The sequence below is a fragment of the Mesorhizobium sp. Root554 genome, from assembly GCF_001427025.1.
Classification (GTDB): Bacteria; Pseudomonadota; Alphaproteobacteria; order Rhizobiales; family Rhizobiaceae; genus Mesorhizobium.
Map to the genome: position 1 here is coordinate 22,439 of NZ_LMGA01000001.1, position 26,961 is coordinate 49,399.

Annotated in this window: 27 protein-coding genes; 18 read left to right on the plus strand and 9 right to left on the minus strand. The window is 64.4% G+C overall.

The window, feature by feature from the left end; translation table 11 throughout:
- Positions 1 to 24 precede the first annotated feature (24 nt).
- Positions 25 to 699: a PQQ-binding-like beta-propeller repeat protein gene (locus tag ASD44_RS00115; RefSeq protein ID WP_056107113.1), complete on the plus strand. Its 675-nt coding sequence runs from the start codon at positions 25 to 27 to the stop codon at positions 697 to 699.
- A 58-nt stretch (positions 700 to 757) separates the two neighbouring features.
- On the opposite strand, the gene denD is transcribed toward ASD44_RS00115, so the two are convergent.
- Genes denD through ggt form a run of 4 tightly spaced genes read right to left on the minus strand, consistent with a single transcriptional unit; the run spans position 758 to position 5,129 of the window.
- On the minus strand, positions 758 to 1,735 hold the full coding sequence (denD, locus tag ASD44_RS00120; protein ID WP_056107116.1) for a D-erythronate dehydrogenase: 978 nt from the start codon (positions 1,733 to 1,735) through the stop codon (positions 758 to 760).
- A 9-nt stretch (positions 1,736 to 1,744) separates the two neighbouring features.
- Positions 1,745 to 2,503, minus strand: a complete 759-nt coding sequence (locus ASD44_RS00125; RefSeq protein ID WP_056107120.1) for an SDR family oxidoreductase — start codon at positions 2,501 to 2,503, stop codon at positions 1,745 to 1,747.
- A gap of 10 nt (positions 2,504 to 2,513) precedes the next feature.
- Positions 2,514 to 3,338, minus strand: coding sequence for an amidohydrolase family protein (locus ASD44_RS00130; RefSeq protein WP_056107124.1), 825 nt, complete (start codon positions 3,336 to 3,338; stop codon positions 2,514 to 2,516).
- A 42-nt stretch (positions 3,339 to 3,380) separates the two neighbouring features.
- Positions 3,381 to 5,129: a gamma-glutamyltransferase gene (gene ggt, locus ASD44_RS00135; protein WP_056107126.1), complete on the minus strand. Its 1,749-nt coding sequence runs from the start codon at positions 5,127 to 5,129 to the stop codon at positions 3,381 to 3,383.
- A 250-nt stretch (positions 5,130 to 5,379) separates the two neighbouring features.
- On the opposite strand from ggt, the gene deoC reads away from it, so the two are divergent.
- The 4 genes from deoC (at position 5,380) to ASD44_RS00155 (ending at position 10,277) form a co-directional block, all read left to right on the plus strand.
- The gene (deoC, locus tag ASD44_RS00140; RefSeq protein WP_056107128.1) at positions 5,380 to 6,372 is read left to right on the plus strand and encodes a deoxyribose-phosphate aldolase; all 993 of its coding nucleotides are present in this window, start codon (positions 5,380 to 5,382) and stop codon (positions 6,370 to 6,372) included.
- Between the two features lie 92 nt (positions 6,373 to 6,464).
- On the plus strand, positions 6,465 to 8,837 hold the full coding sequence (locus ASD44_RS00145) for an aldehyde dehydrogenase family protein (RefSeq protein ID WP_056107131.1): 2,373 nt from the start codon (positions 6,465 to 6,467) through the stop codon (positions 8,835 to 8,837).
- 58 nt (positions 8,838 to 8,895) lie between these two features.
- On the plus strand, positions 8,896 to 9,252 hold the full coding sequence (locus tag ASD44_RS00150; RefSeq protein ID WP_056115124.1) for an ArsC family reductase: 357 nt from the start codon (positions 8,896 to 8,898) through the stop codon (positions 9,250 to 9,252).
- A 110-nt stretch (positions 9,253 to 9,362) separates the two neighbouring features.
- On the plus strand, positions 9,363 to 10,277 hold the full coding sequence (locus ASD44_RS00155) for a hypothetical protein (protein WP_056107133.1): 915 nt from the start codon (positions 9,363 to 9,365) through the stop codon (positions 10,275 to 10,277).
- Positions 10,278 to 10,291: 14 nt separating this feature from the next.
- Here ASD44_RS00155 and ASD44_RS00160 read toward each other — a convergent pair whose 3' ends face one another.
- Complete coding sequence (locus ASD44_RS00160; protein ID WP_056107136.1) at positions 10,292 to 10,648, minus strand: DUF488 domain-containing protein; 357 nt, start codon at positions 10,646 to 10,648, stop codon at positions 10,292 to 10,294.
- A 25-nt stretch (positions 10,649 to 10,673) separates the two neighbouring features.
- Positions 10,674 to 11,930, minus strand: a complete 1,257-nt coding sequence (locus tag ASD44_RS00165) for an aminopeptidase (RefSeq protein WP_056107140.1) — start codon at positions 11,928 to 11,930, stop codon at positions 10,674 to 10,676.
- Between the two features lie 327 nt (positions 11,931 to 12,257).
- On the opposite strand from ASD44_RS00165, the gene sbmA reads away from it, so the two are divergent.
- Positions 12,258 to 13,535 carry a peptide antibiotic transporter SbmA gene (sbmA, locus tag ASD44_RS00170; RefSeq protein ID WP_056107143.1) on the plus strand — a complete coding sequence of 426 codons (1,278 nt, stop codon included), beginning with the start codon at positions 12,258 to 12,260 and terminating at the stop codon, positions 13,533 to 13,535.
- Positions 13,536 to 13,560: 25 nt separating this feature from the next.
- On the opposite strand, the gene ASD44_RS00175 is transcribed toward sbmA, so the two are convergent.
- On the minus strand, positions 13,561 to 14,565 hold the full coding sequence (locus ASD44_RS00175; protein ID WP_056107146.1) for a polysaccharide deacetylase family protein: 1,005 nt from the start codon (positions 14,563 to 14,565) through the stop codon (positions 13,561 to 13,563).
- A gap of 204 nt (positions 14,566 to 14,769) precedes the next feature.
- Here ASD44_RS00175 and ASD44_RS00180 point away from each other — a divergent pair, with 204 nt between their 5' ends.
- The 8 genes from ASD44_RS00180 (at position 14,770) to ASD44_RS00215 (ending at position 21,120) form a co-directional block, all read left to right on the plus strand.
- Positions 14,770 to 15,435 carry a tetratricopeptide repeat protein gene (locus ASD44_RS00180; RefSeq protein WP_056107149.1) on the plus strand — a complete coding sequence of 222 codons (666 nt, stop codon included), beginning with the start codon at positions 14,770 to 14,772 and terminating at the stop codon, positions 15,433 to 15,435.
- 6 nt (positions 15,436 to 15,441) lie between these two features.
- Complete coding sequence (der, locus tag ASD44_RS00185) at positions 15,442 to 16,875, plus strand: ribosome biogenesis GTPase Der (protein WP_056107152.1); 1,434 nt, start codon at positions 15,442 to 15,444, stop codon at positions 16,873 to 16,875.
- 147 nt (positions 16,876 to 17,022) lie between these two features.
- Positions 17,023 to 18,213 (plus strand): cell wall hydrolase, encoded by a 1,191-nt coding sequence (locus ASD44_RS00190; protein ID WP_056107155.1) that lies wholly within the window; start codon positions 17,023 to 17,025, stop codon positions 18,211 to 18,213.
- A 232-nt stretch (positions 18,214 to 18,445) separates the two neighbouring features.
- A complete protein-coding gene (locus tag ASD44_RS00195; protein WP_056107160.1) occupies positions 18,446 to 18,847 on the plus strand; it encodes an AtpZ/AtpI family protein in 402 nt (133 codons plus the stop codon).
- A gap of 62 nt (positions 18,848 to 18,909) precedes the next feature.
- Positions 18,910 to 19,668 carry a F0F1 ATP synthase subunit A gene (locus ASD44_RS00200; RefSeq protein WP_056107163.1) on the plus strand — a complete coding sequence of 253 codons (759 nt, stop codon included), beginning with the start codon at positions 18,910 to 18,912 and terminating at the stop codon, positions 19,666 to 19,668.
- Between the two features lie 67 nt (positions 19,669 to 19,735).
- Positions 19,736 to 19,960, plus strand: coding sequence for a F0F1 ATP synthase subunit C (locus ASD44_RS00205; RefSeq protein WP_056107167.1), 225 nt, complete (start codon positions 19,736 to 19,738; stop codon positions 19,958 to 19,960).
- A gap of 58 nt (positions 19,961 to 20,018) precedes the next feature.
- Positions 20,019 to 20,618 (plus strand): F0F1 ATP synthase subunit B, encoded by a 600-nt coding sequence (locus ASD44_RS00210; protein WP_056107168.1) that lies wholly within the window; start codon positions 20,019 to 20,021, stop codon positions 20,616 to 20,618.
- Positions 20,619 to 20,628: 10 nt separating this feature from the next.
- Positions 20,629 to 21,120, plus strand: a complete 492-nt coding sequence (locus ASD44_RS00215) for a F0F1 ATP synthase subunit B (RefSeq protein WP_056107169.1) — start codon at positions 20,629 to 20,631, stop codon at positions 21,118 to 21,120.
- A 177-nt stretch (positions 21,121 to 21,297) separates the two neighbouring features.
- Here ASD44_RS00215 and ASD44_RS00220 read toward each other — a convergent pair whose 3' ends face one another.
- Both ASD44_RS00220 and ASD44_RS00225 read right to left on the minus strand, forming a co-directional pair.
- Positions 21,298 to 21,996 carry a ribonuclease HII gene (locus tag ASD44_RS00220; RefSeq protein ID WP_056107170.1) on the minus strand — a complete coding sequence of 233 codons (699 nt, stop codon included), beginning with the start codon at positions 21,994 to 21,996 and terminating at the stop codon, positions 21,298 to 21,300.
- A 140-nt stretch (positions 21,997 to 22,136) separates the two neighbouring features.
- A complete protein-coding gene (locus ASD44_RS00225) occupies positions 22,137 to 23,291 on the minus strand; it encodes a PA0069 family radical SAM protein (protein WP_056107173.1) in 1,155 nt (384 codons plus the stop codon).
- A 149-nt stretch (positions 23,292 to 23,440) separates the two neighbouring features.
- Between ASD44_RS00225 and ASD44_RS00230 the strand changes: the two genes are divergently transcribed.
- From ASD44_RS00230 to ASD44_RS00245, 4 genes are all read left to right on the plus strand, one after another.
- On the plus strand, positions 23,441 to 23,938 hold the full coding sequence (locus ASD44_RS00230; RefSeq protein ID WP_056107175.1) for a glycosyltransferase: 498 nt from the start codon (positions 23,441 to 23,443) through the stop codon (positions 23,936 to 23,938).
- A gap of 164 nt (positions 23,939 to 24,102) precedes the next feature.
- On the plus strand, positions 24,103 to 24,669 hold the full coding sequence (locus tag ASD44_RS00235) for a sigma-70 family RNA polymerase sigma factor (protein WP_056107178.1): 567 nt from the start codon (positions 24,103 to 24,105) through the stop codon (positions 24,667 to 24,669).
- Positions 24,666 to 25,352 (plus strand): anti-sigma factor, encoded by a 687-nt coding sequence (locus ASD44_RS00240; protein WP_244478695.1) that lies wholly within the window; start codon positions 24,666 to 24,668, stop codon positions 25,350 to 25,352. The genes ASD44_RS00235 and ASD44_RS00240 overlap by 4 nt, the downstream gene beginning before the upstream one ends.
- Positions 25,345 to 26,868, plus strand: a complete 1,524-nt coding sequence (locus tag ASD44_RS00245; RefSeq protein ID WP_244478696.1) for a S8 family serine peptidase — start codon at positions 25,345 to 25,347, stop codon at positions 26,866 to 26,868. The genes ASD44_RS00240 and ASD44_RS00245 overlap by 8 nt, the downstream gene beginning before the upstream one ends.
- Positions 26,869 to 26,961 lie beyond the last annotated feature (93 nt).

Consider the following 26,961-nt stretch of genomic DNA (forward strand, 5'->3'; position numbering starts at 1 on the left):
GGGTTCAGCAAAGGAGATGAGACGATGGACAGATCGCAGGCCCAGATCATTGACGAATATGGACCATTCGCCGGAGCCGATGTCGGCGGTGTCACCTATGACGGCCGGCATGTCTGGTTCGCTTCGGGCGACAGGCTGAACGCGCTCGACCCCGCGACCGGCAAGACGGTGCGCACGGTGGATGTCGCCGCTCATGCCGGCACGGCATTCGACGGCAAGCACCTTTTCCAGATTACCGAGGATCGTATCCACAAGATCGACCCGGCCACCGGCCGCATCCTGGCGACGATCCCGGCGCCGGGCGGCGGCGATTCCGGCCTGGCATGGGCCGAGGGCTCGCTCTGGGTCGGTCAGTATCGCGACCGGAAAATCCACCAGATCGATCCCGACACCGGCAAGATCATCCGCACGATCGAGTCCAACCGCTTCGTCACCGGCGTGACCTGGGTGGACGGCGAGTTGTGGCACGGCACCTGGGAAGGCGATGAGAGCGAATTGCGCCGCATCGACCCGCAGACGGGCGAGGTGCTGGATGAACTCGACATGCCGGCCGGCATGGGGATATCCGGTCTCGAATCGGACGGCGGCGACCGCTTCTTCGCCGGAGGCGGAAAAAGCGGCCGCGTGCGGGTCATACGCCGCCCGGTACGGGCCGGCGCCATTGGCAAAGGTGTACGAACTTCCACCGGCGCTGCTTGATACGGAAGATCCAACCGTTCGGCCCGCTTTGGCCGAACGGTTTTGACCTCCGAGCCTTTCAGCTTTGCCGGGAGCCTTCGAGTTCATCCTCCATGTGAGCCCGGATGATCTCGTCGAAGCTGGTTTCGGCCTTGAAGCCGAGTTCCATCGCGCGCGTGGCGGCAAAGCGGGTCGGCCAGTTGCGTACGATCGCCCAGATCGTGTCGTCCGGTTCCTCTCGGATCAGCTTGACGGCATCCTCCCCTGCAATGCGCCGCAGCGCCTCGATCTGTTCGCCGACGCTGACGCCGACGCCCGGCATGGTCAGGTTGCGGCGCGGGCCGACCGTGGCGCCGTCGAGCCCGGCGGCGTGAATCAGGAACCCGATGGCCGAGCGCGGGCTGGCGTGGGTGTGCACCACCGAGCGCGGCACCGGCAGCGCGGCTTCCATCCCGGCCAGCGGTTCGCGGATGAAGCCGGAGAAGAAACCGGACGCCGCCTTGTTCGGCTTGCCGGGCCGCACGCAGATCGTCGGCAGGCGGATGCCGATGCCATCAAAGAAGCCCTTGCGCGTGTAATCGGCCAGCAGCGCCTCGCTCATCATCTTCTGCACCCCGTAGGAGGTGAGTGGCGTCAGGTGGAAATCGTCGGGAATGATGTCGGGGAAAGGCGCGCCGAACACGGCGATGGACGAGGTGAACACGACGCGCGGCTGGATGCCGGCCCTGCGGATCGCTTCGAACAGGGCGCGGGTGCCGTCGAGATTGACCCTGTAGCCGAGGTCGAAATTGGCTTCCGCCTCGCCCGAGACCACGCCGGCAAGATGGAAGACGACGTCGGGCCGAGTTGCGACCAGCGCATCGGTGGTTTCCACCTTCGCCAGATCGCCTGTGGAGGCTGTCACCTCAAAAGCGCCGGAATGCGGCACCGCCGGCGGCACGATGTCCTGCAGGATGAGCGCCGAGATCGGCTTGCCCGCCAATTTGCCGTCCCGCAGCAGCCTTTGCGTCAGCTTGCGGCCGATCATGCCGGCTGCGCCGGTGATGAGAATGCGCATGGTCCCTCCTCAGCCTCGTCCGACCAGCGGCATCTTGGTGGCCATGATCGTGACGAACGGCACATTGGCCGCGAGCGGCAGGCCAGCCATGTAGAGCACCGTCTCGGCGACGTGCTTGACGTCCATGACCGGCTCGGCGGCGATCGTGCCGTTGGCCTGCGGAACCCCCTTGGTCATCGGCATCGCCATTTCGGTCAGCGCATTGCCGATGTCGACCTGTCCGCAGGCGATGTCGAAGGGGCGTCCGTCGAGCGACAGGGTTTTCGTCAGTCCGGTGATGGCGTGCTTGGTCGCGGTATAGGCCGCTGAGCCCGGCCGGGGCGCCTGCGCCGAAACCGAGCCGTTGTTGATGATGCGCCCGCCCATCGGCTTTTGTGCGCGCATCGTTCGGAACGCCGCGCGGGCGCACAGGAACGAGCCGGTGAGATTGACCGCGACGATGTCGTTCCACGCCTCGACCGAAATCTCGTCGATGGTGGTTGATTTCAGGCTGCGGCCGGCATTGTTGAACAACAGATCCACGCGGCCGAATTCACGCACCGTGCGTTCGAACAGGGCATCGACGGCGGCGGGATCGGTGACGTCGCAGGCGATGGCGACGGCGCGCCCGGCGGCCCCCCTGCTTTCGGCGACGGCGGCGTCCAGCACGTCCTGGCGCCGGCCGCAGAACACCGTGTTCCATCCCGCTTTGGCGAGCGCGGCGGCAACCGCCTTGCCGACGCCGGTTCCGGCTCCCGTCACGATTGCGGTCTGTGCTGGTCTGGTCATTTCGGCCTCGTCAAATCCGGTAGAAGCGTTGTGCGTTGGTGGCGAAAATCCGTGGGTCGCCGCGCATATGCTGCGGCAGCGCAAGCATCGCGGCGGCAAGCACGTCGCCATACTCGCCGGCCAGCCGGCACACCGGCCAGTCGCTGCCGAACATCAGCCGGTCCGGGCCGAAGCAATTCGCGACGTGCTGCACGAAAGGTTCGATATCCGAAACGCGCCAGTGGGCGGGGTCGGCCTCGGTGATCATGCCGGAAATCTTGCAATGCACGCCTTCGAACGCGGCGACGCGGGCGATGCCGTCGCGCCATGGGTCCAACTGCTCCGCCGCGATCGGCGGCTTGGAGATGTGGTCGATCACCGCGCGCAGGCCGGGCACCTTTTCGAGCGCGGTGGCGACATGGTCCAGATGGCGTGGGAAGGTGAGGAAGTCGAATGCGATGCCGCTTTCGGCGATCTGTTCCAGGCTGCGCAGCACGGCAGGCCTCAATATCCATGCGTCATCGTCGAGATCCTGCAGCATGGGGCGAAGGCCGACGAATTTCGGCTTGCGGCTGTAGCTTGCCAACTGCGCGGCGAAATCCTCGCTCTCCATGTCGAGCCAACCGACCACGCCGGCGATGAAGTCCGTTTCGGCGGCCAGCTGCAGCAGGAAGTCGGTCTCCGCGCGGGTCGGCGCGGCCTGCACGACAATGGTTTTCGCGATGCCGAACCGCTTGAGCAGCGGCTCCAGATCGGCCGGAAGATAGTCGCGCAGCAAAACGTCCGGCGCGCCGGTCATCCAGCCATAGTCGCCCCGCTCGGGGCGCCAGAGATGGTGGTGGGCATCGATGATCATGGTTCCCTCTGTTTTCCCTGCTGGCGTGTCGTCCCGGCGCCCTCAGTAGCCTGCCGCCAGCCCGGAGGCCGCCCGGCTGTCGATTGCACCATTGTAGCGTGCGCCGCCGCCGGCCTCCGCCTCTGCGAGGCTTTCGCCGCCCACCAATATGCCGGCCGCCTGGCCCCATGTCGGCGATTTGGTGCTGACTTCGATTTTATACCCCATCCCGGTCAGCAGCCGCGCCGTATCGGGCGAGAGCGCATAGGGTTCGGCATAGACGGTATCGGGAAGCCATTGATGGTGGATACGCGGCGCGTCGACCGCCTCCTGAATGTCCATGCCGTGGTCGATGACGTTGAGGATCGCTTCCAGCGTTATGGTGATGATGCGCGGCCCGCCCGGGCTGCCGATGACCATGAACGGCTTGCCGTCCTTGGCGACGATTGTCGGGCTCATCGAGGAGAGCGGCGTCTTCTTCGGCTCGATCGCATTGGCTTCGCCTTGCACCAGCCCGTAGAGATTGGGCTCGCCCGGCTTCGAGGTGAAATCGTCCATTTCGTTGTTGAGCAGGATACCGGTGCCTTCTGCGACGACACCGGCCCCATAGGAACCGTTCAGCGTGTAGGTCACCGCGACGGCGGTGCCTTCATCGTCGATGATGGAGTAGTGCGTGGTCTCGGTGCTTTCGCCGAGGCCCTTCGGCATCAATTCCTTCGATACGCCGGCACGGTAAGGATCGATCTTGGCGCGAATCCCGGCGGCATAATCCTTGTCGAGCAGCTTCGACACTGGATTTTCGACGAAATCGGGATCGCCCAATGCGGAATTGCGATCGATATAGGCATGCCGCATCGCTTCGATCATCAGGTGTGCGGTCTCTGCGGATGCCGGCCCGAGATAGGAGAGCGGATAAGCCTCCAATATGTTGAGAATTTCGCAGATGATGATGCCGCCGGAACTTGGCGGCGGCGAAGACACGATCTGGTAGCCTCGGTAGGAGCATTCCACCGGCTTCATTTCACGCACTGCATAGCCTTCGAAATCGGCCTTCGCCAACACGCCACCCTTGGCTTGGCTTGCCCTGACGATGGCGTCCGCCGCCGCGCCCTTGTAGAAGCCGTCGGCCCCCTTATCTTCGATTGCCATCAGCGAGGCCGCGAGGTCTTCTTGCACCAGCCGGTCGCCGGCCGCGAAAGGCTTGCCATCGGATTTGGTGAAAATGGCCTTGGCGGCCGGGTCCTTGTCGAGACGTTTGGCAGCGGCATTCAGCGACGACGCATCGTAATCGGTCAGTTCGAAGCCGTCGCGGGCGAGCCGCAGCGCCGGCTCGATCAGATCATTGCGCGAAAGTTTGCCATACTTCTCGCGCGCATATTCGAAACCGGCGACCGAACCGGGTATGCCGATGGCCAGATAGCCGTCGAGGCTTGCGCCTTTGACGATCTTCCCGTCCTTGTCGAGATACATGGTCTTGGTGGCGGCCAGCGGCGCGCGTTCGCGGAAATCGATAAAGGTGGATTTGCCGTGCGCGAACCGCACGGTCATGAACCCGCCGCCGCCGATATTGCCGGCCTGCGGATAGGCGACCGCAAGGGCGTAGCCGACCGCGACGGCTGCATCCACGGCGTTTCCGCCTTTCTTCAGGGCTTCGACGCCGATCTCGCTGGCGAGATGATGGGCGGTCACCACCATGCCATGCTCGGCCTTGACCGGCGCTGGCGACGCGGCGAAGGAGGGAGCCTGTACGACGGCTACGCCCAAGGTCAGCGCCAGCACGGCCGCGGCGCGCAGCTTCCAACGATGTTCCATGTTGCTCTCCCGCTGAAATGCCCGGCTGCCGAAGCTCCGGATAGGCAAACTGCCTCCTGCCGATTGAGGATCGTAGAGCCCGCGGGACCAAATGCAACACGGCTTTGCTGGTCCAGCCTCTCTGAAACGCTGCGCGATGCGGCCACAATGCTCACAATGCTATAGGGTCAGCCGGCCAAGAACGTTATACTGCGGTGCATGATGCCCGCATGCAGCCGGGCGCGGGCAGTTTGCGTAAGGAGGCCGAGCGATGGACATGAAGCACAAGGCCGCCGCTGCCTTCGCCAACCAGCCGCAACCCTACAATCCGCCGGTGCCGTTTTCGCTCGATCCGGTGGAGGCCGTTCGTGTCAATCTCTCCGCCGCCGAGCGGCGCACATCGGCGCTTGCCGGCCGGCGCACGGTCAAGAAGCAGTGGCAGGCGGCCTGGCTGGTGCGGGCGCTGCAATGCATCGACCTGACGACCCTGAACGGCGACGATACCGCCGGGCGCGTGCGCCGGCTCTGCGCCAAGGCCCGCCAGCCTTTGAGGTCCGATCTTCAAGAAGCCCTCGGCCTCGGAGATCGAACCATCACCACCGGCGCGATCTGCGTCTACCATCGATTCGTCGCCACCGCGGTCGAGGCGCTGCAGGGTTCCGGCATTCCTGTTGCCGCGGTCTCCACCGGCTTTCCGGCGGGCCTGTCGCCGCTGGAGACCCGGTTGAAGGAGATCGAGGCATCCGTGGCCGATGGAGCCGAGGAGATCGACATCGTCATCACCCGCGAGCATGTGCTGACCGGCAACTGGCAGGCGCTCTATGACGAGGTCAGGGCCTGCAAGGAAGCCTGCGGGCCGGCGCATATGAAAACCATCCTCGCCACCGGCGATCTGCAGACGCTGCGCAATGTCGCCCGCGCCTCATGGGTGGCGATGATGGCTGGCTCGGATTTCATCAAGACCTCGACCGGCAAGGAGGGCACCAACGCGACGCTGCCGGTGACGCTGGTGATGATCCGCGCCATCCGCGACTATCGCGAAATGACCGGCCATGTCGTCGGCTACAAGCCGGCCGGCGGCATCTCCACCGCCAAGGACGCACTCGCCTATCTGGCTCTGATGAAAGAGGAACTCGGCAACGACTGGCTGCAGCCGAACCTGTTCCGCTTCGGCGCCTCGTCGCTGCTGGCCGACATCGAACGCCAGCTCGAACACTACGTCACCGGCCGCTACGCGGCCTTCAGCCACCATGCGATGGCCTAGAGCATGACCCCGCACCGAAGGTCCGCGCCAGTAAAGTGGAATCCGGTTTTCGGACAAGGCCATGCCCGAACAAATTAGCCGGGGAGAAAAAAATGTCGATCGCGGAAATCCTGGACACGATGGAATACGGCCCGGCGCCGGAAAGCGACAAGGAAGCGCTCGCCTGGATCGCGGGCCTGGGTGACGAGACGAAGCTGTTCATCGGCGGCCAGTGGAAGAAGGCGAAGTCCGGGGAAAGCTTCGAAACGACATCGCCCGCCAGCGGCAAGGTTCTGACCCGGCTTGCGCAGGCGGGTACCGCCGATGTCGATGCGGCGGTGAAAGCAGCAAGCAAGGCGCAGCCCGGCTGGGCGGCGCTCTCCGGCCATCAGCGCGCCCGCTATCTCTACGCGCTTGCCCGCCTTATCCAGCGCCACAGCCGCCTGTTTGCCGTGGTGGAGTCGCTCGATAACGGCAAGCCGATCCGCGAGACGCGCGACATCGACATCCCGCTCGTCGCCCGGCATTTCTACCATCACGCCGGCTGGGCACAGTTGATGGACAGCGAACTGGCCGAGCGCGAGCCGCTCGGCGTCTGCGGCCAGATCATCCCGTGGAATTTCCCGCTGCTGATGCTGTCATGGAAGATCGCCCCGGCCATCGCGCTCGGCAATACGGTGGTGCTGAAGCCGGCCGAATACACGTCGCTGACGGCGCTTCTGTTCGCCGAAATGTGCCAGAAGGCCGGCCTGCCGGAGGGCGTCGTCAACATCGTCACCGGCGATGGCGCGACGGGCGAGGCCATCGTCAATCATCCGGGCATCGCCAAGGTCGCCTTCACCGGCTCGACCGAGGTTGGCCGCCATATCCGCGAGGCGACGGCCGGTTCGGGCAAGAGCCTGACGCTGGAACTTGGCGGCAAGTCACCCTTCATCGTCTTTGACGATGCGGATATGGATGCCGCCGTCGAGGGCGTCGTCGACGCCATCTGGTTCAACCAGGGTCAGGTCTGCTGCGCCGGTTCGCGCCTGCTGGTGCAGGAAAGCGTCGAGCAACGCTTCGTCGCCAAGCTCATCGCCCGCATGGAAACGCTTCGCGTCGGCGACCCGCTGGACAAGGCCATCGACATCGGCGCCATCGTCCATCCGGTGCAGTTGAAGCGCATTCGCGAACTGGTCGAAATCGGCGTCAAGGAAGGCGCAGAATTGCACCAGCCGAAGGCCGCCATGCCGTCGAAAGGCTGCTTCTATCCGCCGACCCTGCTCACCGGCGTGCATCCGGCCTCCACAGTTTCGCGTGTGGAAATATTCGGGCCGGTGCTGGTCGCCACCACCTTCCGCACGCCGGCCGAGGCGGTGGAACTGGCCAACAACACGGAGTATGGCCTCGCCGCCTCGATCTGGTCGGAAACGCTGTCGCTGGCGCTCGACATCGCGCCGAAGCTGAAATGCGGCGTCGTCTGGGTCAACGGCACCAACATGTTCGATGCCGGCGTCGGCTTCGGCGGCTACAAGGAATCAGGCTTCGGCCGCGAGGGCGGCCGTGAAGGCCTTGCCGCCTATTCGAAGCCGAAATGGCTGGCCAGGGCAAAGCCGATTGCTGAAAAGCCGGCTCCGCAAACCGGCGGCGACGCCGTTTCCACCGCTTTCATCGACCGCACCGCGAAACTCTACATCGGCGGCAAGCAGGCGCGGCCGGATGGCGGCTATTCGCGCCCGGTGCTGTCGCCGTCCGGCGCACTGGTCGGCGAGGTCGGCGAGGGCAACCGCAAGGACATCCGCAACGCGGTGGAAGCTGCGCGCAAGGCAACGGGCTGGGCGGCCGCGACCGAGCACAACCGTGCGCAGATCCTCTATTACGTCGCCGAGAATCTTGAAGCCCGCGCCGGTGAGTTCGCCGACCGCATCGCCGCCATGACCGGCAGGCGCAAGCCCGAGGCAGCGAAGGAGGTAGCCGCGTCCGTGTCGCGCCTGTTTTCCTACGGGGCCTGGGCCGACAAGTTCGAAGGCGCCGTCCACAAGCCGCCGTTGCGCGGCGTCGCCCTGGCCATGAATGAGCCGCTCGGCACGGTGGGCATCGTCTGTCCGGATGCGTGGGGCCTGCTCGGCTTCGTCTCCACCGTCGCCCCGGCGATTGCCATGGGCAATCGCGTCGTCGTGGTGCCATCGTCGTCGCAGGCGCTTGCCGCCACCGATTTCTATCAGGTGCTGGATACGTCCGACGTGCCGGCCGGCGTCGTCAACATCGTCACCGGCGACCGCGATGCGCTGGCGCTCGACATCGCCCGTCACGACGAGGTGGACGCGGTCTGGTACTTCGGCAATCAGGCTGCCGCGGCGGGTGTCGAAAAAGCCTCCGGCGGCAATCTCAAACAAGTCTGGACCGAAACGGTGCAGCGCGATTGGCTGTCTGCGCAAGGCGAGGGCAGGGAGTTCCTCGCCCGCGCCACGCAGGTCAAGAACATCTGGGTGCCTTACGGGGAGTGAGTTGGACGGATCGGCTGGAATCGGCTACGCGACACCGCGTCGAATCGAGGAACCTGCCTTGCCCGTCACCATCTATGGCATCCCCAACTGCGACACGATGAAGAAGGCGCGCACCTGGCTGGAAGCACATCGCGTCGACTATGCCTTCCATGACTACCGCGCCTCCGGTCTGGAACCGGCGCGGCTGGATGCCTGGGTGGAAAAGCTCGGCTGGGAGGTGCTTCTCAACAAGGCGAGCACCAGTTTCCGCGCCCTGCCCGATGCTGACAAGAAGGACCTGACCGCGAAGAAGGCCAAGGCGCTGATGCTGGCCAACCCGACCATGATCAAGCGACCGGTGCTCGATCTCGGCGACAGCCTGCTGGTCGGCTTCAAGCCGGATCTCTACGAAATGAGGTTGGCACCCGGCATATGACGACTGTTGCACGCCGGCTCAGCGGCTAGATTGCTGGCGGGGGCGGGCGAGGGTTGCGTCCGTCGTCTCCTGGGAAGCGGCGGGGGCTCCGCAGCGGCAGGAGATAAGATATGCTGGCCAAGCGACTTCACATACAGCTTACCAACTGGCACCCCAACGACTACTCCGAAGACCACGACCATGACCACGAACTTGAATGGTATCTGTGGTTCGAGGGCAGGCAGGCCTTCAGCCTGTTCGATACCGGCCCCAGCGACCTTGTGCCGGCTTTCGGGCATTTCAAGGATACGCGATCGAACATCGATACCTATCAGCCGACGATCTATCCGCTGGTCGTCAACAACCGCTTCAAGGTGCGGCTGGTCGCCATCGAGCGCGATGGGCCGCAATGGCTTGATCCGGACGACAGGGCAAAAGGCGAATTCTACATCGATCTCGATGTGAACTATCCGGTCTCGGACTGGCGCATCATCGCCGCCGACCCGCGCAAGACCGATCTCAATGTCGAAGCCTCATTCCGGATCCACTGGCTTGAATATGTCGTCACCGATGAGATCCCTGAGCAAGGGCCGCCGACGATCATGGACACGTCGAATTTCCCCTATCCCTGGGGCGCCCAGGTGATGGTGTTCGAGCACTGGCTTGGGTTGGGGAGCCATGCCGCGCTGCAACTGGTCGACGGCAACCGCGCATCCCGGCGCGAATATTGGAGCATTTCTGGTGGCGTCAACAACCCCGGCCAGTTGAAGCGCATGGTTCAGGATGTCTATCGCTTCGACGTGAACAGGCTCGGCATTGCCAACGACATCATGAGCAGCCTTTACGTTCCACGCCTCAACGCCGGCAATGTCGCCGTCACGCTTTACCAGCACGCGTTCAGCGACAGCCGCTTTGCCCAAGGCGGCAAGAAAAGGTTCGGCTCGGTCGGCCTCTACAATCTCAGCGATCACGGCTTCGACGACAGGGCATCGGCGGTGGAAGTGGTCCACACCTATCCCAAAAGGACCTCGCCGGACGTGCATTGACCGTACAAGCGCGGTCAGCGTTGGCTTTCGAGATAGGAAGCCAGCGCCACCGCATTGTTGTGCTTCTCGTCACGCGCGCCGTACAGCAGCGTCACGCGGCCATGCTCCAGCAGGTCGGTCAGTTCGCCGAAGGCGTTGGTCTTGCCGGCCAGTTCCTTGCCATAGCGCTTGCGGAATTCGTCCCAGCGCTCAGGCTTGTGATCGAACCATTTCCGCAACTCTGTGCTGGGCGCTATGTCCTTCAGCCACAGCGTCAGCGCCGCCTCGTCCTTGCTGACGCCGCGCGGCCAGACCCGGTCCACCAGCACGCGCTGTCCGTCGGTCTTGGCGGCCGGCTCGTAGATGCGCTTTGTCGCGATGTCGAAGGCCATGGCATCCTGCCTCGAACCTGTGTCCTCAGACCCACTCGCCTTTCCGCATGAGCGGCACGGTGCGCCCGTCCTTGTGCAGGCCGTCAATGTCGATCCGGCCGGAGCCGATCATCCAGTCGATATGGATGAAGCTCTTGTTGCCGCCGCGCGCGGCGATCTCGTCCGGGCTCAGCGAAGCGCCGTTGACGAAGCATTTCGAGTAGCACTGGCCGAGCGCGATGTGGCAGGAGGCGTTTTCGTCGAACAGCGTGTTGTAGAAAAGAATGCCGCTTTTCGAGATGGGTGAGGAATGCGGCACCAGCGCCACCTCGCCGAGCCTGCGCGCGCCCTCGTCGGTATCCAGAACCTTCTTGAGAACGTCCTCGCCTTTCGATGCCTTCGCCTCGACGATCCTGCCTTCCTCGAACCGCACCGATATTTCGTCGATCAGCGTGCCTTGGTAGGACAGCGGCTTGGTGCTCGAAACATGGCCAGAAACCCGCCGCGCGTGCGGCGTGGTGAACACTTCCTCGGTGGGAATGTTCGGATTGCAGGTGATGCCGTTCTTGGCGGTGGAGGCGCCGCCCATCCATTCATGGCCATCCGCAAGGCCGACCGTCAGGTCGGTGCCCGGCCCGGTGAAATGCAGGGCGTCGAAATTGAGTTCATTCAGCCATGCGGTGCGCTTTGCGAGCGCGGCATTGTGCTGGCGCCAGTTGCCGACAGGATCGTCGCCGTCGACGCGGCTGGCGCTGAAGATCGCGTCGGCGAGCCTGGCGACCGCCACGTCGTCGCTCTCGCCTGGAAAGACCTGTTTGGCCCATGCCAGGCCCGGATAGGCGACAATCGTCCAATTGATGTCGAAGCCGGTGACCTTTTCCAGCGCCGGCCGGGAAGCCAGCGAGTCGGCCTTGTTGGCGCGCGCGACCTTGTCCGGATCCTGGCCAGAGAGCAGGGAAGGGTCATCCCCGCGCACGGCGATGCGCGCGGCATTGTCCGCATATGCCGAAGCGACGCCGCCGAGCAGCCATTCCGGCGCGCGGTCGAAACCGTCGAAGGTCGCGTCGCGGAAGCGGGACAGGACGATCTGCTCATCGCGGAAAACCGGCGTCACCAGTCCGGCGCCCGCCTTGTAGGCATGTTCGGCGATCTTGCGCGCCAAGGGCAGGGCGTCGGTGTTGGCAGTCAAAACCACGTCCTGCCCGGGCTGCAACTGCACCCCGACCTTGACGGCCACTTCGGCAAGTCTGTCGAGTTTTACGGGATCGATGGATGCGGAAAAATCACGTTCGTGGGTCGTCATGATGCACCTTGCCGAAGAGAACTCAGAAGACTTTCTAAACCTGAGCGAGGATTTCAACATAGTCAAAACACGGCCTTTGAATAGACCCGAACGGGTGTGCTTTCCACCCCTGTTGGTGCGACAGTGCACACTCCGGAAGACAGACGGTTAATGGTCGCTATCCATTTCGCCACAGCCGACGGCAGGCGTGCTCGCCACATGCGTTCAGGCGTCTAAACTCACCGAAGCGTGTAGCGGGCATTTCATTTCCGCCGCATTTGTGACTTCATGCGCCGCAATGGGTTCTCGGAGGCGCCATGGCGCCGCGCAACAAGGATTTCAGCCCGAATGTTCGTTTCGTTCTTCCCCAAGCCGAAGCTGTTTTTCACCAGCGCGGCCCTGTGGAGCCTGTTCCTCATCCTGGCGTGGTTTTTCGGCGGCGCGGAACTGGGTTCGGCGCTCGGTCTGCCACCTGTCCAGCCCGGCACGCCGCCGATCATCGGCATCTCTGTCCTGTGGTCGAAGCCGTTCCTGTGGTTCTACATCTATTTCGCGTTCGGGGTGGCGCTGTTTGATGCCTTCTGGCGCTGGTATTCACCACATCCGTGGCAGAACTGGTCGATCATCGTCACCAGCGTTATTTTTTTCCTGATCTATTTCAACGTGCAGATCAGCGTCGCGGTCAACAACTGGTATGGACCGTTTATGGACTACGTTCAGGGGTTGATGGGAAGCACCGTCAACTCGACACCTGGGGAATTCTACACAGGCTTGTCCAGTTTCGCCTGGCTGGCCTTGATCGGTATGAATGTTTCGGTGGTCAATGCCTTCATTGTCAGCCACTGGATATTCCGCTGGCGGACGGCCATGAACGATTATTTCATGGTGCACTGGCAGCAACTTCGCCACATCGAGGGCGCCTCGCAGCGCATTCAGGAAGACACGATGCGGTTCTCCCAGATCATGGAGGATCTCGGAACGAGCTTCGTGGCGTCGGTCATGACGCTTATCGCTTTTCTTCCGGTTCTGGTTGAACTGGAAAAGCATATTACGGAGCTGCCGGTCATCGGCGCAATCCCGCATCCGCTTGTGGTTGCAGCGCTCGCCTGGTGCCTGTTCGGGACGATCGCGGTCATGGTCGCCGGTATCAAGCTTCCAGGCCTGCAGTTCCGGAACCAGCGCGTGGAGGCTGCCTATCGTAAGGAACTGGTCTATGGCGAGGACCATGCCGAGCGGGCGCAGCCGGCAACAACGTTCGAGTTGTTCAACAATGTGCGCCGGAATTATTTCCGGCTCTATGGGCACTACATCTATTTCAACGTCGTCCGATACACCTACCTGCAAGCCGACAATATCTTCTCGTTTCTGATTCTTGGCCCGTCATTGGTGGCGCACAAGATCACTTTCGGGCCGCTCAACCAGATATCGAACGCTTTCAGCCGAGTGACCACATCGTTTCAGTTCCTGATCAATTCGTGGTCGACCATCGTCGAGTTGCAATCGGTGCATAAGCGCCTGCGCGCCTTTGAGGCGACGCTTGAAGGCAAGCCGCTGCCTGAAATCGACCAGCACTATCTCGAACGCGAGCGCGCCGGCGTTCCGCCGGAAGACCAGCCGGTGAGCTGACAACGCCGGATAGACGTGGGCGGTTCTAGCCGCCCGCGTTCGGCGGCGTGCCTGCGGTCTTCATCCGCGCAACATAGTCGTGGAAGCTGATGCACTCGACGTCGGCTTTCACGCACACCTCGCCGGCGAAGCGCTCAAGCGCGTTCCAGTAGGCGCCGCCATTCATCAGCGTGAAATGGAAGCCGAGTTCGAGCGGGATGCGCCCGCCCGCATATTGCCGGTCGAAAGCGGCCTTGAAGGACTGGTACGTCCGCTCCTCGAAATCGGCCGCCTGGCTCGGCCGCTCGAAACCGCCCGAATGCCGCACATAGAGATTGTAGTCCATCGCGATGACCTGCCGGCCTTTCGGGCCTTCCGGAATCTGCGGCAGAGTGAAGCGCGTCACGCCGCCAAGCGTGCGTGGCGCGACCGGACTGCTGGAAACGCCGCTGGCGTCATAGGCAAAGCCGGCGCGGGGCAAGGCCTGGTAAAGTGCCGCGCTGGTCGAAAGGTATGGCGCGCGAAAACCCGTCACCGCCTTGTCGGCGAAGGCGCGCCAATCCGCCGGCTCACCTTCGATGCCGTTGATCGCATAGGCGTTCTGCAGGACGTGCCTGAAGGACGCGAATTCGGCCAGCCAGTCCGCCTTCGTCCAGTCCTTGCCGTCGAAATGGCCGCAGGCATGGCTGCCGATTTCGTGGCCCTCCCAAGCCGCGAGGCGTATCTGCTCCAGCCGCTCAGTCACTTCATCTTTCGACGCGGCAAAGCCGATGTTGGACTTGCCCGCTGCCTTGTCGGGCCCGGAATAGGCGCCGCGCGTTTCCTTCGTCAGCAGGAACACGCAGGACAGGAAATAGGTGAAATGCGCCCCCGTCCGCGCCGCCAGCGCGCGGCTGCGTTTCCATTGGGAAATGTCGCGGGCGCTGTCGAAGGAGATGATGACGGCCTGTTTCGGCCTGGCCGGCTGCCGGGATCTCGGCGGGTCCGCCGATGCGCTGCCGGTGGCGAGCAAAGCGGCAGCGAAGAGAACGGAGGCCAGAGGACGCGACATGCAAAACCGGAGAGACACACTGCGGGGCGAGCGATGCGCCTAGCCGGCAAATGTGGCGCCGGTGCGGTCGATCTTTCCGCAAGTCACGCAAGCGTGGGCGGTGCATGCCGCCGATTTTCCCGGCCGCCCCCTTCCATGCCGACAAAATTCCGCTAAAACGCGGGCTCATCATTAAGGCCGGCTTGGGCGAGAACGGTTTCAGGAATGTCGGACGACAGTTTCATCCGCGAAGTCAACGAAGAGATTCGCAGCGATCGCGCGAAGGCGTTGTGGGACCGTTTCGGTCCCGCGGCGATCGTGCTCGCCGTGCTGGTCGTTCTCGGCACCGCCGCCTATGTCGGCTACACCTATTGGGACGAAAGCCGCGCCAATGCCTCCGGCGACGCGTTCTCGAACGCGCTGAGCCTTGCCAATGACGGCAAGCAGGACGAGGCGCTTGCCGCCCTCGACCAGCTCGAGAAGGACGGCTACGGCGCCTACCCGCTTCTGGCGCGTATGCGCGCCGCGACAGTCAAGGCTGACAAGGGCGACTTCGCCGGCGCCGTCAAGGATTTCGACGAGGTCGCCACCGACACGGACATACCGTCGGCATTGCGCGACATGGCCAGGCTGCGCGCCGGTCTGCTGCTGGTCGATCACGGCACCTTCGCCGACGTGTCGAGCCGGGTCGAGGCGCTCACCGCCGACGACAACAGGCTGCGGCATACAGCCCGCGAGGCGCTCGGTCTGTCGGCCTGGAAGGAAGGCAAGGCGCAGGACGCGCTGAAACTGTTCGACCAGATCGCCGCCGATGATGGCGCGCCACGCAATTCCCGGGAACGGGCGCAGCTCATGGCCGAGCTGATCCGAGGCTCGGGCAATGCGTCGTGACGTGGGATGACTTTCAAAGTCGCGATAATCGGCCGGCCTAACGTCGGAAAATCGACGCTTTTCAACCGTCTCGTCGGCCGCAAGCTGGCGCTCGTCGACGATACGCCCGGCGTCACCCGCGACCGCCGCGTCCACCCGGCCAAGCTCTATGACCTGCATTTCGACGTGATCGACACCGCCGGCTTCGAGGATGCGCCGACGTCCTCGCTGCCTGGCCGGATGCGCGCGCAGACGGAAATCGCCATCGGCGAGGCCGATCTCATCTTCTTCCTGATCGACGCCAAGGCCGGCCTTCTGCCCGACGACCGCACCTTCGCCGACGTCGTGCGCCGGTCCGGCAAGCCGGTGGTGCTGGTCGCCAACAAGGCGGAAGCACGCGGCGCCGAAGGCGGGATGCTGGAATCCTGGGAGCTTGGGCTGGGCGAGCCGGTTCCGGTTTCGGCCGAGCACGGGCAGGGGATGCCCGATCTTCGTGACGCGGTGATCGAAGCGCTGGGCGCCGCCCGCGCGTTCGGCGAAGACGATGACGACACGGATGACGTTGCCGAAAGCGACGTGCTGATCGGCGAGGACATCCCGCAATCGGATGCAGACGAGGTTCCGGCCTATGACGAGACCAAGCCGATGCGCATTGCTGTCATCGGCCGCCCGAATGCGGGAAAATCAACCCTGATCAACGCGCTGATCGGGGAAGAGCGCCTGCTGACAGGCCCGGAAGCCGGCATCACCCGCGATTCGATTTCGGTCGACTGGGACTGGCGGGGCCGCAGGATAAAACTGTTCGACACCGCCGGCATGCGCCGCAAGGCCAGGGTGCAGGAAAAACTGGAGAAGCTTTCGGTGGCCGACGGGCTTCGCGCCATCCGGTTCGCCGAGGTCGTCGTCATCGTCTTCGACGCGACGATTCCCTTCGAGAAACAGGACCTGCAGCTCGTCGATCTCATCGTGCGCGAGGGCCGCGCGCCGGTCATCGCCTTCAACAAATGGGACCTGATCGACGAGCCCCAGCAAGTGCTGGCCGAACTGCGTGAAAAGGCCGAACGCCTGTTGCCGCAGGTGCGAGGCATCCAGGCGGTCACTGTCTCGGCCGAAACCGGTCGCGGTCTCGACAAGCTCATGGATGCCATCATCCGCACGCACAAAATATGGAACAGCCGGGTCTCGACCGGAAAGCTGAACCGGTGGCTGGAGGGCATATTGGCGCATCATCCGCCGCCCGCCGTCGCCGGCCGCCGCCTCAAGATCAAGTATCTCACCCAGGCCAAGACCCGCCCGCCGGGCTTCGTCGTCTCGTGCTCGCGGCCGGATGCCGTGCCGCAATCCTATGTGCGCTATCTCACCAACAGCCTGCGCGAAGCCTTCGACATGCCGGGCGTGCCGATCCGCATGGCGCTGCGCACCTCCGATAACCCCTTTGCCGGCCGGGCGAAGAAGAGATGAAGCGGCCGCGGCGTCGCGGCATCTGATCGCGCCGGCTCACGCCACATCGCCGCGGCTGCTGTCGCGCCTTCACAATTAACTCTCCATCAAGGTTAATGCACCATTGTAACTCTCCATTGGGGTTCAGTAGCGTTCTGGAGAGTTTCCGTGCATCGACGTCTTGTGAAGCGGCTTTTTGCAGCCGCCGCCGGTGAGAAAAAACGTTCTCTCCTCGCCCCTTGCGTCCTTGGTCTTGGCATCTGGATCGGCTTTCCGACCATGACCGGCTACCAGGACATGACGAGCCTGATATCCGGGCTCGAAAACTCCAACGCACGATGGAATGCCTTCGTGCAGAAGTCGGTCGCCGGCTCCGTCCATGCCGCCGAAATCCAGTTCACCGACGGCGATTCCGTCACCGGCTCGATCTCCGGTTCTGGCGTCAGTCTGCCCGGCGTCGGCACGGTCGCCTTTCGCGGCAAGACGGGCGCGATGGCGAAAACGCCGGACGAGGCGCGTGTGGTGCGGACCGAAAAAACCGATCGCATCCTTCAGGTCACGCCGGTCGCGCCGCCGAAGAACTTCAGCGCCGGATCGATATTCGAACGGACATCTTCCCTGTTGCGCCCAGCCATGGATGACAGCCTCAAAATGGCTTTCGCCAAATCTCCGATCAAGGGCAAGGAAATCCAGATCGCCGCCGCTTTCCATGCGCGCGAGGAGAAGAAGATCGGCGGCGGAATGCCCACCGCGCTGGCCGCCCTCATCACCAACGATCAGGCCGACGTGCTTGCCACCGCCTATGCGCCGGCCGAGCCAGATTACGCCAAGGCCTCTCCCTTCGAGACACTGCTGCAGGACGAGAAGCCCGATTCCGGCCGCTTCATTCCGCCCCTGGCCAAGGGCGATCATGCCTGGATGCAGACGGCGCTCCCGGCTGCCGTGTTTTCCAAGCCGGAGCAGACCTGCCTCGCCAACGCGATCTATTTCGAGGCCCGCGGCGAATCGCTCCGCGGCCAGGCCGCCGTCGCCCAGGTGGTGTTGAACCGTGTCCGCAATCCGGCCTATCCGGGTTCCGTCTGCGGCGTCGTCTACCAGAATTCCCACTGGCGCAACGCCTGCCAGTTCTCCTTTGCCTGCGACGGCATCAAGGACCGCATCACCGAACCGTCGCGCTACAAGACCGCCAAGGACGTTGCTCTCGCGGTCAGCGCCGGCAAGATCTTCATCCCGGAAGTCGGATCATCGACCCATTACTACGCCAATTACGTCAATCCGGGCTGGGCACGCTCCATGCACAAGATGGTCAAGATCGGCCTGCATATCTTCTACCGCACCTATGGCGGCGGCTGGAGCTGAACAGGCTTCGGCAGACATGGCTCGAGTCTCGCCGGCCGCGGGATTCTGCGCCGCATTGCCGCGCCGGTTGCCGGGCACGATGTCGCACTTGTCTAAGCCATTGATTTCCATGGCGTAAATACTTGGCTTTCGCTTGGCCCGCCCGGCTTGACGGGCGCAGGCCCTCTATCTATGTTGCGCCCGACTTGAAGGCGGACAAACGGCGACGTTTTGGCCGGGCAGGGAGGTTGCGATGGCCGCAGGCAAAAAGCCAGGCGGAACCGGAGAGACCGGCCCCTCGAACCAGCACGGAGCCGGCGTCCGCGACGACGACCTTGAACGCCGCCGGCGTGACCTTGAAGCATCGCTTGCGACAAGGCTGCCGAACCGGCTCGAGGGGGAAGACAAAGCCAGGACGAGCGGTGCCACGGGCTATGGCCAGGCATTCAAGCTGTCCAGCGAGTTCATTGCCGGAATAGCGGTTGGGATCGGCGTCGGCTGGTTTGTCGATCGCATGGCGGGAACTTCGCCCTGGGGGCTGATCGTCTTCCTGCTGTTGGGTTTCGGCGCCGGCATCCTGAACGTCATGCGTTCGGTGGGCGCCGTCGCCGAGTTCGGACAGGGCGGCAAGCGGCCTCCCGGTTCGGAAGAATGAATTGGGCGCCCCGGCGCCACGGATTTTAGAAGGCCGCGAGCGGCTTTGATGGGGATTTAAAATTGGCTGCCGACAAAGTCGACCCGATCCACCAGTTCCATATCAATCCTATCGTGCCGATTCATATCGGCGGCTATGACCTGTCCTTCACCAACTCCTCCCTGTTCATGGTGGTGGTGGTCCTGCTGGCTTCGGCTTTCCTTTACCTGACGACCTCCAGCCGCGCGCTGATCCCCGGCCGTCTTCAGTCCGTTTCGGAGATGAGCTACGAATTCGTCGCCAACATGCTGCGCGACGCCGCCGGCTCGCATGGCATGAAGTTCTTCCCGCTGGTGTTCTCGCTGTTCATGTTCGTGTTGGTCGCCAACCTGCTCGGCCTGTTCCCTTATTTCTTCACCGTCACCAGCCACATCATCGTCACCTTCTGCCTGGCGATCCTGGTGATCGGCACCGTCATCGTCTACGGCTTCGCCAAGCACGGCCTTGGCTTCCTCAAGCTGTTCGTGCCGGCCGGCGTGCCGGTGGTGCTTCTGCCGCTGGTGGTGGCGATCGAGATCATCTCGTTCCTGTCGCGGCCGATCAGCCTTTCCGTCCGTCTCTTCGCCAACATGCTGGCCGGCCACATCACGCTGAAGGTCTTCTCGGGCTTCGTCGTCTCGCTGAGCGCGCTCGGCGCCGCCGGCGTTGCCGGCGCGGTCCTGCCGCTGGCCATGGCCGTGGCGCTGACCGGCCTCGAAGTCCTGGTCGCTTTCCTGCAAGCCTATGTGTTTGCGGTGTTGACCTGCATGTATTTGAACGACGCCCTGCATCCGGGGCACTGACCGAACGAACAACGGCGGCGACGCCGGAAAATTCAAGCCTTTCCAGATTCACGAAGGAGTTTATGAAATGGAAGCTGAAGCAGCAAAGTACATCGGCGCCGGCATCGCCTGCCTCGGTATGGGTGGCGCGGGCATTGGCCTGGGCACCATTTTCGGCAACTACCTGGCGGGCGCGCTGCGCAACCCGTCGGCTGCCGACGGCCAGTTCGGCCGCCTGATTTTCGGCTTCGCCGTGACGGAAGCTCTGGGCATCTTCTCGCTGCTCATCGCGCTTCTGGCCCTGTTCGGCTGATTTCTACCCAATAGACGGGGCCGGCTGAAACGGCCGGCCTGAACCACGGGAACGATCCATGTTCGTGACACCTGCCTATGGGCAAGAGACCGCGCCCGCCGTCGAAGGCGGCCATGGCGGCACCGAAGGCGCCACGCAAACCGGCACCGAAGTGCCGCACGGCGGCGAGCACGCGGGCACCTTCCCGCCGTTCGACCCGGCGACGTTCCCGTCGCAGATCATATGGCTGGCAATCACCTTCGGCCTCTTCTACCTGTTCCTGAAACGGGTGATCTTGCCGCGCCTGGCCGGCATCCTCGATGTGCGCTCCGGGCGCATCGCCCAGGATCTGGACCATGCCGCCAAGCTGAAAGGTGAGGCGGATGCGGCGGTCGCCGCCTACGAGCAGGAACTGGCCGAGGCCAAGACCCGCGCCAACGTCATTGGCCAGGAAGCGCGCGACGCCGCCAAGGCCGAGGCCGAAGCCGCTCGCAAGAAGGTGGAGGCCGGCCTCGACAAGAAGCTCGCCGCTGCCGAAGAACGCATCGCCACGATCAAGTCGGGCGCGATGAAGGATGTCGGCGCCATTGCCGAGAGCACCGCCGCGGCCATCATCGAGCAGCTTGTCGGCAAGGCCGACAAGAACGATGTCGCCGCCGCCGTGAAATCGGTGCGCTGAGGAGACGACGATGGACGCAACAGCTCTCGCCACAGTCTGGGCCACCGTCGCCCTGCTGATTTTCGTCGCCATCCTCCTCTACATCAAGGTGCCGGCGATGCTGTCGAAGTCGCTCGACGCCCGCTCGGACAAGATCCGCGCCGAACTGGAAGAGGCCCGTCGTCTGCGCGAGGAAGCGCAGGCGCTGCTGGCCGAGTACCAGAAGAAGCGCAAGGAAGCCGAGCAGGAAGCCGCCGACATAGTCACTGCCGCCCGGAACGAGGCCGCCATGCTGGCCGACGACGCGCACAAGAAGACCGAGGATTATGTCGCCCGCCGCACGGCGCTGGCAGAGCAGAAGATCGGTCAGGCCGAGCGCGAGGCCATCAACGAAGTGCGCGCCAGCGCTGTCGATCTGGCTGTGGAAGCGGCCCGCAAGGTTCTCGGCGACAAGGTGGACGCCAAGGCTGACACAAGCCTCTTCAAGGCATCGCTCGCCGAGGTCCAGGCCAAGCTGAATTGATCGAACGGTCCCGGCGGTATCGCTGACCGGTTCAGGAACAGGAGCCGCTGGAGAAATCCGGCGGCTTTTTTGTTGTGCCGGGCACCGGCCCTCATCCAACATCCCCGAACTTGATCCGGAGGAGGCCGGCAGGGAAGAGCAGCGGTCAGTCGATTTCCGGTAGAATTGGCAGCAGCCTCATTCCGCCCCGAGGAGTTCCGCTTCGCTCTCTTCGACCGCGATGCCGCCAAGCCGGAACGGCGCGAAGGAAATGCGGTGCAGGCGCGCCACCGGTCCGTGGGTCTCGATGGCGGTGCGGTGGCGCACTGTGGCGTAGCCCATATGCAGTTCGAAGCCGTAATGCACATGCGTGTGCCCGCAGCGCGACATCATGCGGTCGCGCATGACCTTGGCGACGATGGAGGCGGCGGCGATGGATTGGGATCGCTGGTCGCCACGGATGAGCGCGCGGCCGGCGCAGGGCAGGCCAGGCGGCACGTCGCGTCCGTCGGCCAGCGCCAGCATGGGCCTGACCGGCAGGCTGCAAAGCGCCCGCCGCATGGCTTCCAGGCTGGCCTTGAGGATGTTCGATCCGTCGATACCTTCGGCCGAGACGGACGCCATCGCTACCCCGAGCGAGGTGGCGAGTATCCTTTCGAACAGCGCTTCACGCTGATCGAACGTCAGCCGCTTGGAATCGTCCAGCCCGTCCGGAATGCGCGCCGGATCGAGCACGACCGCCGCGGCCACGACCGGGCCGGCCAGCGGGCCGCGTCCTGCCTCGTCCATGCCGGCGACAGGCCAAAGGCCTTCAGCCATCGCCTTCGTTTCGAAGGAGAAGTCGGGTTTTTCCGTCATCTCGAAGAGAAGCGGAGAATCGGTGCGCGTGCGAGGCATGACAACCAGATTCGCATCGGCTCCGATTCTCCGCAAGACCCTCCCGTCCGTTGGGGCGGCGGATCGGGAGGCACCGTCAGCGGGCCGGGGGACAGGGCCGGACGGGATTCTTGAATGCCGGGCAGTCCGGCAGCGCTTCGCTAAAGCAGCATGAGCTGCTCGTTCTTCTTCGCCGCGGGCACGAACTGGTCGGTCCGCAGCGTCCGGCGTTCGGTGTTGAGGCCGAGGCGCTTTGCGGCGATCTCGAACCGGCGGCCGATCTGCCAGGCATAGGGTCCGGCGCCCTTCATGCGCTTGCCCCACTCCGAATCGTAGTCCTTGCCGTCGCGCATCGAACGCACCAGCGACATCACATGCCGGTAGCGGTCGGGATAATGGCGCAGCAGCCAGTCCTTGAAGATCGGCGAGACCTCCAGCGGCAGGCGAAGGATGACATAGCCGGCCTCGCGGGCGCCTGCGGCGCGCGCCGAATCCAGGATGCGCTCCATCTCCGGATCGGTGAGACCGGGAACGATCGGCGCCACCATCACCGAGGCCGGGATGCCTGCATCGGAAAGCTGTCGGATCGCCTCCAGCCGCTTCGTCGGCGTCGACGCGCGCGGTTCCATGGTGCGCGCCAGCATCCGGTCCAGCGTCGTCACCGAAAGCGCCACCTTGGCCAGGCCTCTCTCCGCCATCCGCGACAGGATGTCGATGTCGCGCGTCACCAGCGCCGATTTCGTCACGATGCCGACCGGATGCCCGCGCGCTTCCAGCACTTCGAGGATTTCGCGCATGATGCGCCACTGCTTCTCCACCGGCTGGTAGGGGTCGGTGTTGGTGCCGATGGCGATGGTGCGCGGCTGGTAGCCGTCCTTCGACAGTTCCTTGTCGAGCAGGCGCGCCGCATCCGGCTTGGCGAACAGCTTGGCTTCGAAATCCAGTCCCGGCGACAAGCCCATGAACGAATGCGTCGGCCGCGCGAAGCAGTAGACGCAGCCATGCTCGCAGCCGCGATAGGGGTTGATGGAACGGTCGAACGATATATCGGGCGACTCGTTGCGGGTGATGATGGTGCGCGGCTTCTCCACCTGCACCTCGGTCTTGAACGGTGGCAGTTCCTCCAGGCTCTCCCAGCCGTCGTCGAAGACATGGCGGGTGATCGGCTCGAAGCGGCCCGAGGGGTTGATGCCGGCCGAGCGTCCGCGGTTGCGGTCGGGCCGCACGCGCATTCCGCTCTGTTCGATCATCGCATTGGCCATTTCGGCTCGTCCTGCTCCGAAGGCTGCAATGTCGGCGCGCGCGATATGTTCCATTTTCGCCCTTTCCCAGGGACTGTCGGGGGAGTTTCGAATCGCCGTTCTCATGAACATATTCCTATTTTCAGAATGAGAACAAAGCAAGAACTTTTTGCGGAAATTGCTGAAACTGGCATTGCCGGGCGCTTTCGGCTATTCGGCTAATCATGTTGAGTGTCCTGATCGAAACCCATGACAGCGAGGAGGGGCTGGCGCGCACGCTGGCCTCGCTCGTCGGCGGCGCCGTCGAAGGGGTGGTGCGCGATGTCATCGTCTGCGACATGGGGTCGACCGATCAGACGCATAGCGTCGCCGAGCATGCCGGCTGCCGCTTCGTGACGGAGGGAATCGCCGCCGGCATACGCCAGGCGAAGGGCGACTGGCTGCTGATCCTGGAGCCGGGCGCCAGGCTTTCCGAAGGCTGGATCGACGAGGTCGTTTCTCACGTGGCGCGCTTCACCATGCCGGCCCGGTTTTCCCGCGCGCCCGGCAGCCGTGGCCGCTTCTTGTCGCGCGCCTTTGCCCGCCAGCGCGCGCTGGCGCAGGGGCTTGTCATCACCAGGCGGCAGGCGGCGGCGCTTTCGCAGCACGCCGGCAGCGCCGAGGCTCTGGCGCGCGGTCTGGCGATGAGGACGCTGGACGCAACGATCTGGCCTGCGGCTTGAAGGGCCTGATCCATCCCTGCCGGTGAATGGGAGGAAAGCGGCCTTCGCATGCCGCTGGAAACCCCAGGCCTCTTCGGTTAGCTTTGGAAAATCGAGGCGAGGCGGTGAACCTTCTTGACCCCATCGGCGACAGAGCAGACAGGAGCCGGGCGGCTCGGCCGGTCATGACGAACGCATCGTCGACCGACCGCGAACTCGTCGGCCGGGTCGCTTCGGGCGACCGGGCAGCCTTGCGGCTCCTGTTCATGCGCCACCACGCGCGGGTTTACCGCTTCGTGGCGCGCCAGACGGGGTCGGACATGGTCGCGGACGATATTGCAAATGAAGTTTTCCTCGAACTCTGGCGTCAGGCGCCGGCTTTCGAAGGCCGTTCCGAGGTTTCGACCTGGCTGCTCGGCATCGCCCGCTTCAAGGCGCTGTCCTCGCTGCGCAAGCGCAAGGAGGACTGGATCGACGACGAAGCCGCGGCCGCCGTGCCCGATGGCGCCGACACGCCGGAAGTCACCGCCATGAAGGAAGACAAGGGCGCTGCGCTGCGCCGCTTCGTCGATGCCCTGCCGCGGGAACACCGCGTTGTCGTCGATCTGGCCTATTACCACGGCAAGTCGGTGACCGAGATCGGCGAGGTGCTGGAAATCCCTGTCGCCACCGTCAAGACGCGGATGTTCTACGCCCGCAAGAAGCTTGGCGAGGCGTTGAAGGCCGCGGGCTACGACAGGGGATGGCCATGAGCTATGATGGCGACATGAGCGAAGCCGGAAAGATGTCGCGCCGCGACGAGATGGAGGCCCTTCTGCCGTTCTATCTGAACGGCACGCTGGACGGAGCCGAGCTTGCCGACCTCGAAGCGTGGCTGGCGACGGACCCGACCGCGGCGGCTGCGCTGGAAGAGGCCGAGGCCGAATTCTCCGGCACGATCGCTTCGAACGAAGCGGTTCGTCCGCCGGCCGACGCCTTCGCCCGTTTTGCCAAACAGCTGGATGCGGAGACCGGCCGGGAACGCAAGGCATCTTCCTCCGCTCCTTCGGTGGTGACCCGGCTCTGGAACGGGTTCCGTGCGGTCCCCGCAAGTTTTGCCTGGGCGGCTGCCGCGGCATTGCTCGCCTTTGTCGTCGTGCAGCAGGTCGCGGCGCCGAACAGTGGTCCCGGCTTCGAGGTCGCCGGCGCGGAGAACGATCTGGCGAAGCTGCCCTTTGCCCTGGTCAAGTTCAAACCCGATGCCCGCATGGCCGATGTGGTCACGTTCATGGGCAACAATGGCCTGAAGATCGCCTCCGGCCCGACCGTCGACGGCATCTTCCGTATCGCCATCGCGACGACGACCGGCGCGGAATATGACCGCTTGTTTGCCCTTATCGCCGCGCAGCCATTCACCGAGACGGCGCTCGGCGGCAGGAAGCCGGTCGATGGTTGAGCGCGCCGCAAAGGCATCGCCGCAGGGCCGTGTACGGGGCCGGACCATGGTCCGTGTGGCGCAGCGTGTGCTTTCGGGTGCTGCCGCCGTCGTCCTGGCCGCTTTCACGGTCCAACCAGCTCTCGCTCAGACAGCAGGACCCGGCCCGCAACGGCAACCCACGGAGTGCATCGACGGCGCCCGGGATTGCGCGCCGCCGGACGAGGCGGGCGCGCCTTCGGGCGGCGCTGCGGTCACGCTCCCGGACCTGATCGTCGATCTGTTTCCCAATCCACCGAGCGCCGCAGGTGGTGCAACCCCCGGCGGACTGCCAATGCCGACGCCCGATCCGCGCCGTCCGGCTGACGCCGCCTTGCCACCGGCCGCCGGCGTTGCAGCGGGTTCGCTGGCCGGCGGGTCCGGTCAGCCCCCTTCGGGGCCGATCATAGCGCCCACCGACCTGCCGCTCGCCGAACCGCTCCGCGCCATCGCCGGCGATTTCGTGCCCGACGAGGTGCTGGTGACGGTCTCCGGCGATCCCGACGTCGTGCAGCAGCTCGCTATCTCCTTTGGTCTGCAGGTCAGGTCGCAGCGCCAGTCGCGGCTGCTTGGCGCAACGCTGGTGCGCTATGGTATTCCGGATGGCCGCCCGGTAGCCGTCGTGCTGGCGCAACTGGCGGCGGATGGCCGCGCCGAACGGCGGGAGCCCAACCATGTCTATGCGCTGCAACAGGCGGCGATCGTCAACTATTCGTTCGAGCGCATCGCGCTCGATGCCGGAGCGGCGAATGGCGAGGACGTGCGCGTCGCGGTGATCGACACCGCTGCCGACGATACGCATCCCGCCTTGCAGGGCGTCATCGCCGAACAGTTCGATGCGCTGCCCGATACGCCGGTGCAGAGCCGCGATCACGGCACGTCGATCGACGGACTGCTTGCCGGCACCGGGCCATTCCAGGGCGTGGCGCCAGGCGCTGCCCTCTATCACGCCCGCGCCTTCGAGGACGGAAAGTCATCGGCCGAGGCTATCCTCGCCTCGCTGGACTGGGCGGCGGAGAAGGATGTCCGCATCGTCAATATGAGCTTTGTCGGGCCGAAGAATGAATTGCTCGGCACCGCCTGCCGCAATGCCCGCGCGCTCGGCATGGTGCTGGTCGCCGCCGCCGGCAACAACGGGCCGAAGGCGCCCTACGGTTACCCTGCAGCCTTTGAGGGCGTCGTCGCCGTTACCGCGACGGACGCGAAGGACGGACTGATGGCGCAGGCCAACCGTGGGTCCTATGTCTACATTTCCGCGCCCGGCGTCGACATGGCTGCGCCCATCGGCGGCGGCTCGGATCTCGTCACCGGGACCTCCTTCGCCGCAGCCATCGTCAGCGGCGCCATTGCCAATCTTTTCCACGCAAAGCCCGATCTGTCCGCCGACCAGGCAGAAAAAGCCCTGGCCGATACGGCCACCGATCTCGGCGCTGCCGGCCGCGACAATGATTTCGGTTTCGGCCTGCTGAACCTCAAGGCGGCTGCGGCGCGGGAGTAGGGCCGCCTTCCTTAACCCTCCCCCTTTTGTGGGGAGGTCAATCTGCGAAGCGGATCGGGGCGGGGGGCGCGGCCATCGCGTTTTCACCCTCAC

Coding starts and splice junctions, on each gene's coding strand:
- ASD44_RS00245 (WP_244478696.1), top strand. CDS start 25,345: ATGGTTGAGCGCGCCGCAAAGGCATCGCCGCAGGGCCGTGTACGGGGC.
- ASD44_RS00240 (WP_244478695.1), top strand. CDS start 24,666: ATGAGCTATGATGGCGACATGAGCGAAGCCGGAAAGATGTCGCGCCGC.
- ASD44_RS00145 (WP_056107131.1), top strand. CDS start 6,465: ATGTCGATCGCGGAAATCCTGGACACGATGGAATACGGCCCGGCGCCG.
- ASD44_RS00215 (WP_056107169.1), top strand. CDS start 20,629: ATGGACGCAACAGCTCTCGCCACAGTCTGGGCCACCGTCGCCCTGCTG.
- ASD44_RS00235 (WP_056107178.1), top strand. CDS start 24,103: ATGACGAACGCATCGTCGACCGACCGCGAACTCGTCGGCCGGGTCGCT.
- ASD44_RS00205 (WP_056107167.1), top strand. CDS start 19,736: ATGGAAGCTGAAGCAGCAAAGTACATCGGCGCCGGCATCGCCTGCCTC.
- ASD44_RS00130 (WP_056107124.1), bottom strand. CDS start 3,338: ATGATCATCGATGCCCACCACCATCTCTGGCGCCCCGAGCGGGGCGAC.
- ASD44_RS00225 (WP_056107173.1), bottom strand. CDS start 23,291: ATGGAACATATCGCGCGCGCCGACATTGCAGCCTTCGGAGCAGGACGA.
- ASD44_RS00230 (WP_056107175.1), top strand. CDS start 23,441: ATGTTGAGTGTCCTGATCGAAACCCATGACAGCGAGGAGGGGCTGGCG.
- denD (WP_056107116.1), bottom strand. CDS start 1,735: ATGCGCATTCTCATCACCGGCGCAGCCGGCATGATCGGCCGCAAGCTG.
- ASD44_RS00180 (WP_056107149.1), top strand. CDS start 14,770: ATGTCGGACGACAGTTTCATCCGCGAAGTCAACGAAGAGATTCGCAGC.
- ASD44_RS00175 (WP_056107146.1), bottom strand. CDS start 14,565: ATGTCGCGTCCTCTGGCCTCCGTTCTCTTCGCTGCCGCTTTGCTCGCC.
- ASD44_RS00115 (WP_056107113.1), top strand. CDS start 25: ATGGACAGATCGCAGGCCCAGATCATTGACGAATATGGACCATTCGCC.
- ASD44_RS00155 (WP_056107133.1), top strand. CDS start 9,363: ATGCTGGCCAAGCGACTTCACATACAGCTTACCAACTGGCACCCCAAC.
- ASD44_RS00210 (WP_056107168.1), top strand. CDS start 20,019: ATGTTCGTGACACCTGCCTATGGGCAAGAGACCGCGCCCGCCGTCGAA.
- ASD44_RS00165 (WP_056107140.1), bottom strand. CDS start 11,930: ATGACGACCCACGAACGTGATTTTTCCGCATCCATCGATCCCGTAAAA.
- ggt (WP_056107126.1), bottom strand. CDS start 5,129: ATGGAACATCGTTGGAAGCTGCGCGCCGCGGCCGTGCTGGCGCTGACC.
- ASD44_RS00160 (WP_056107136.1), bottom strand. CDS start 10,648: ATGGCCTTCGACATCGCGACAAAGCGCATCTACGAGCCGGCCGCCAAG.
- ASD44_RS00195 (WP_056107160.1), top strand. CDS start 18,446: ATGGCCGCAGGCAAAAAGCCAGGCGGAACCGGAGAGACCGGCCCCTCG.
- deoC (WP_056107128.1), top strand. CDS start 5,380: ATGGACATGAAGCACAAGGCCGCCGCTGCCTTCGCCAACCAGCCGCAA.
- ASD44_RS00220 (WP_056107170.1), bottom strand. CDS start 21,996: ATGCCTCGCACGCGCACCGATTCTCCGCTTCTCTTCGAGATGACGGAA.
- ASD44_RS00125 (WP_056107120.1), bottom strand. CDS start 2,503: ATGACCAGACCAGCACAGACCGCAATCGTGACGGGAGCCGGAACCGGC.
- der (WP_056107152.1), top strand. CDS start 15,442: ATGACTTTCAAAGTCGCGATAATCGGCCGGCCTAACGTCGGAAAATCG.
- sbmA (WP_056107143.1), top strand. CDS start 12,258: ATGTTCGTTTCGTTCTTCCCCAAGCCGAAGCTGTTTTTCACCAGCGCG.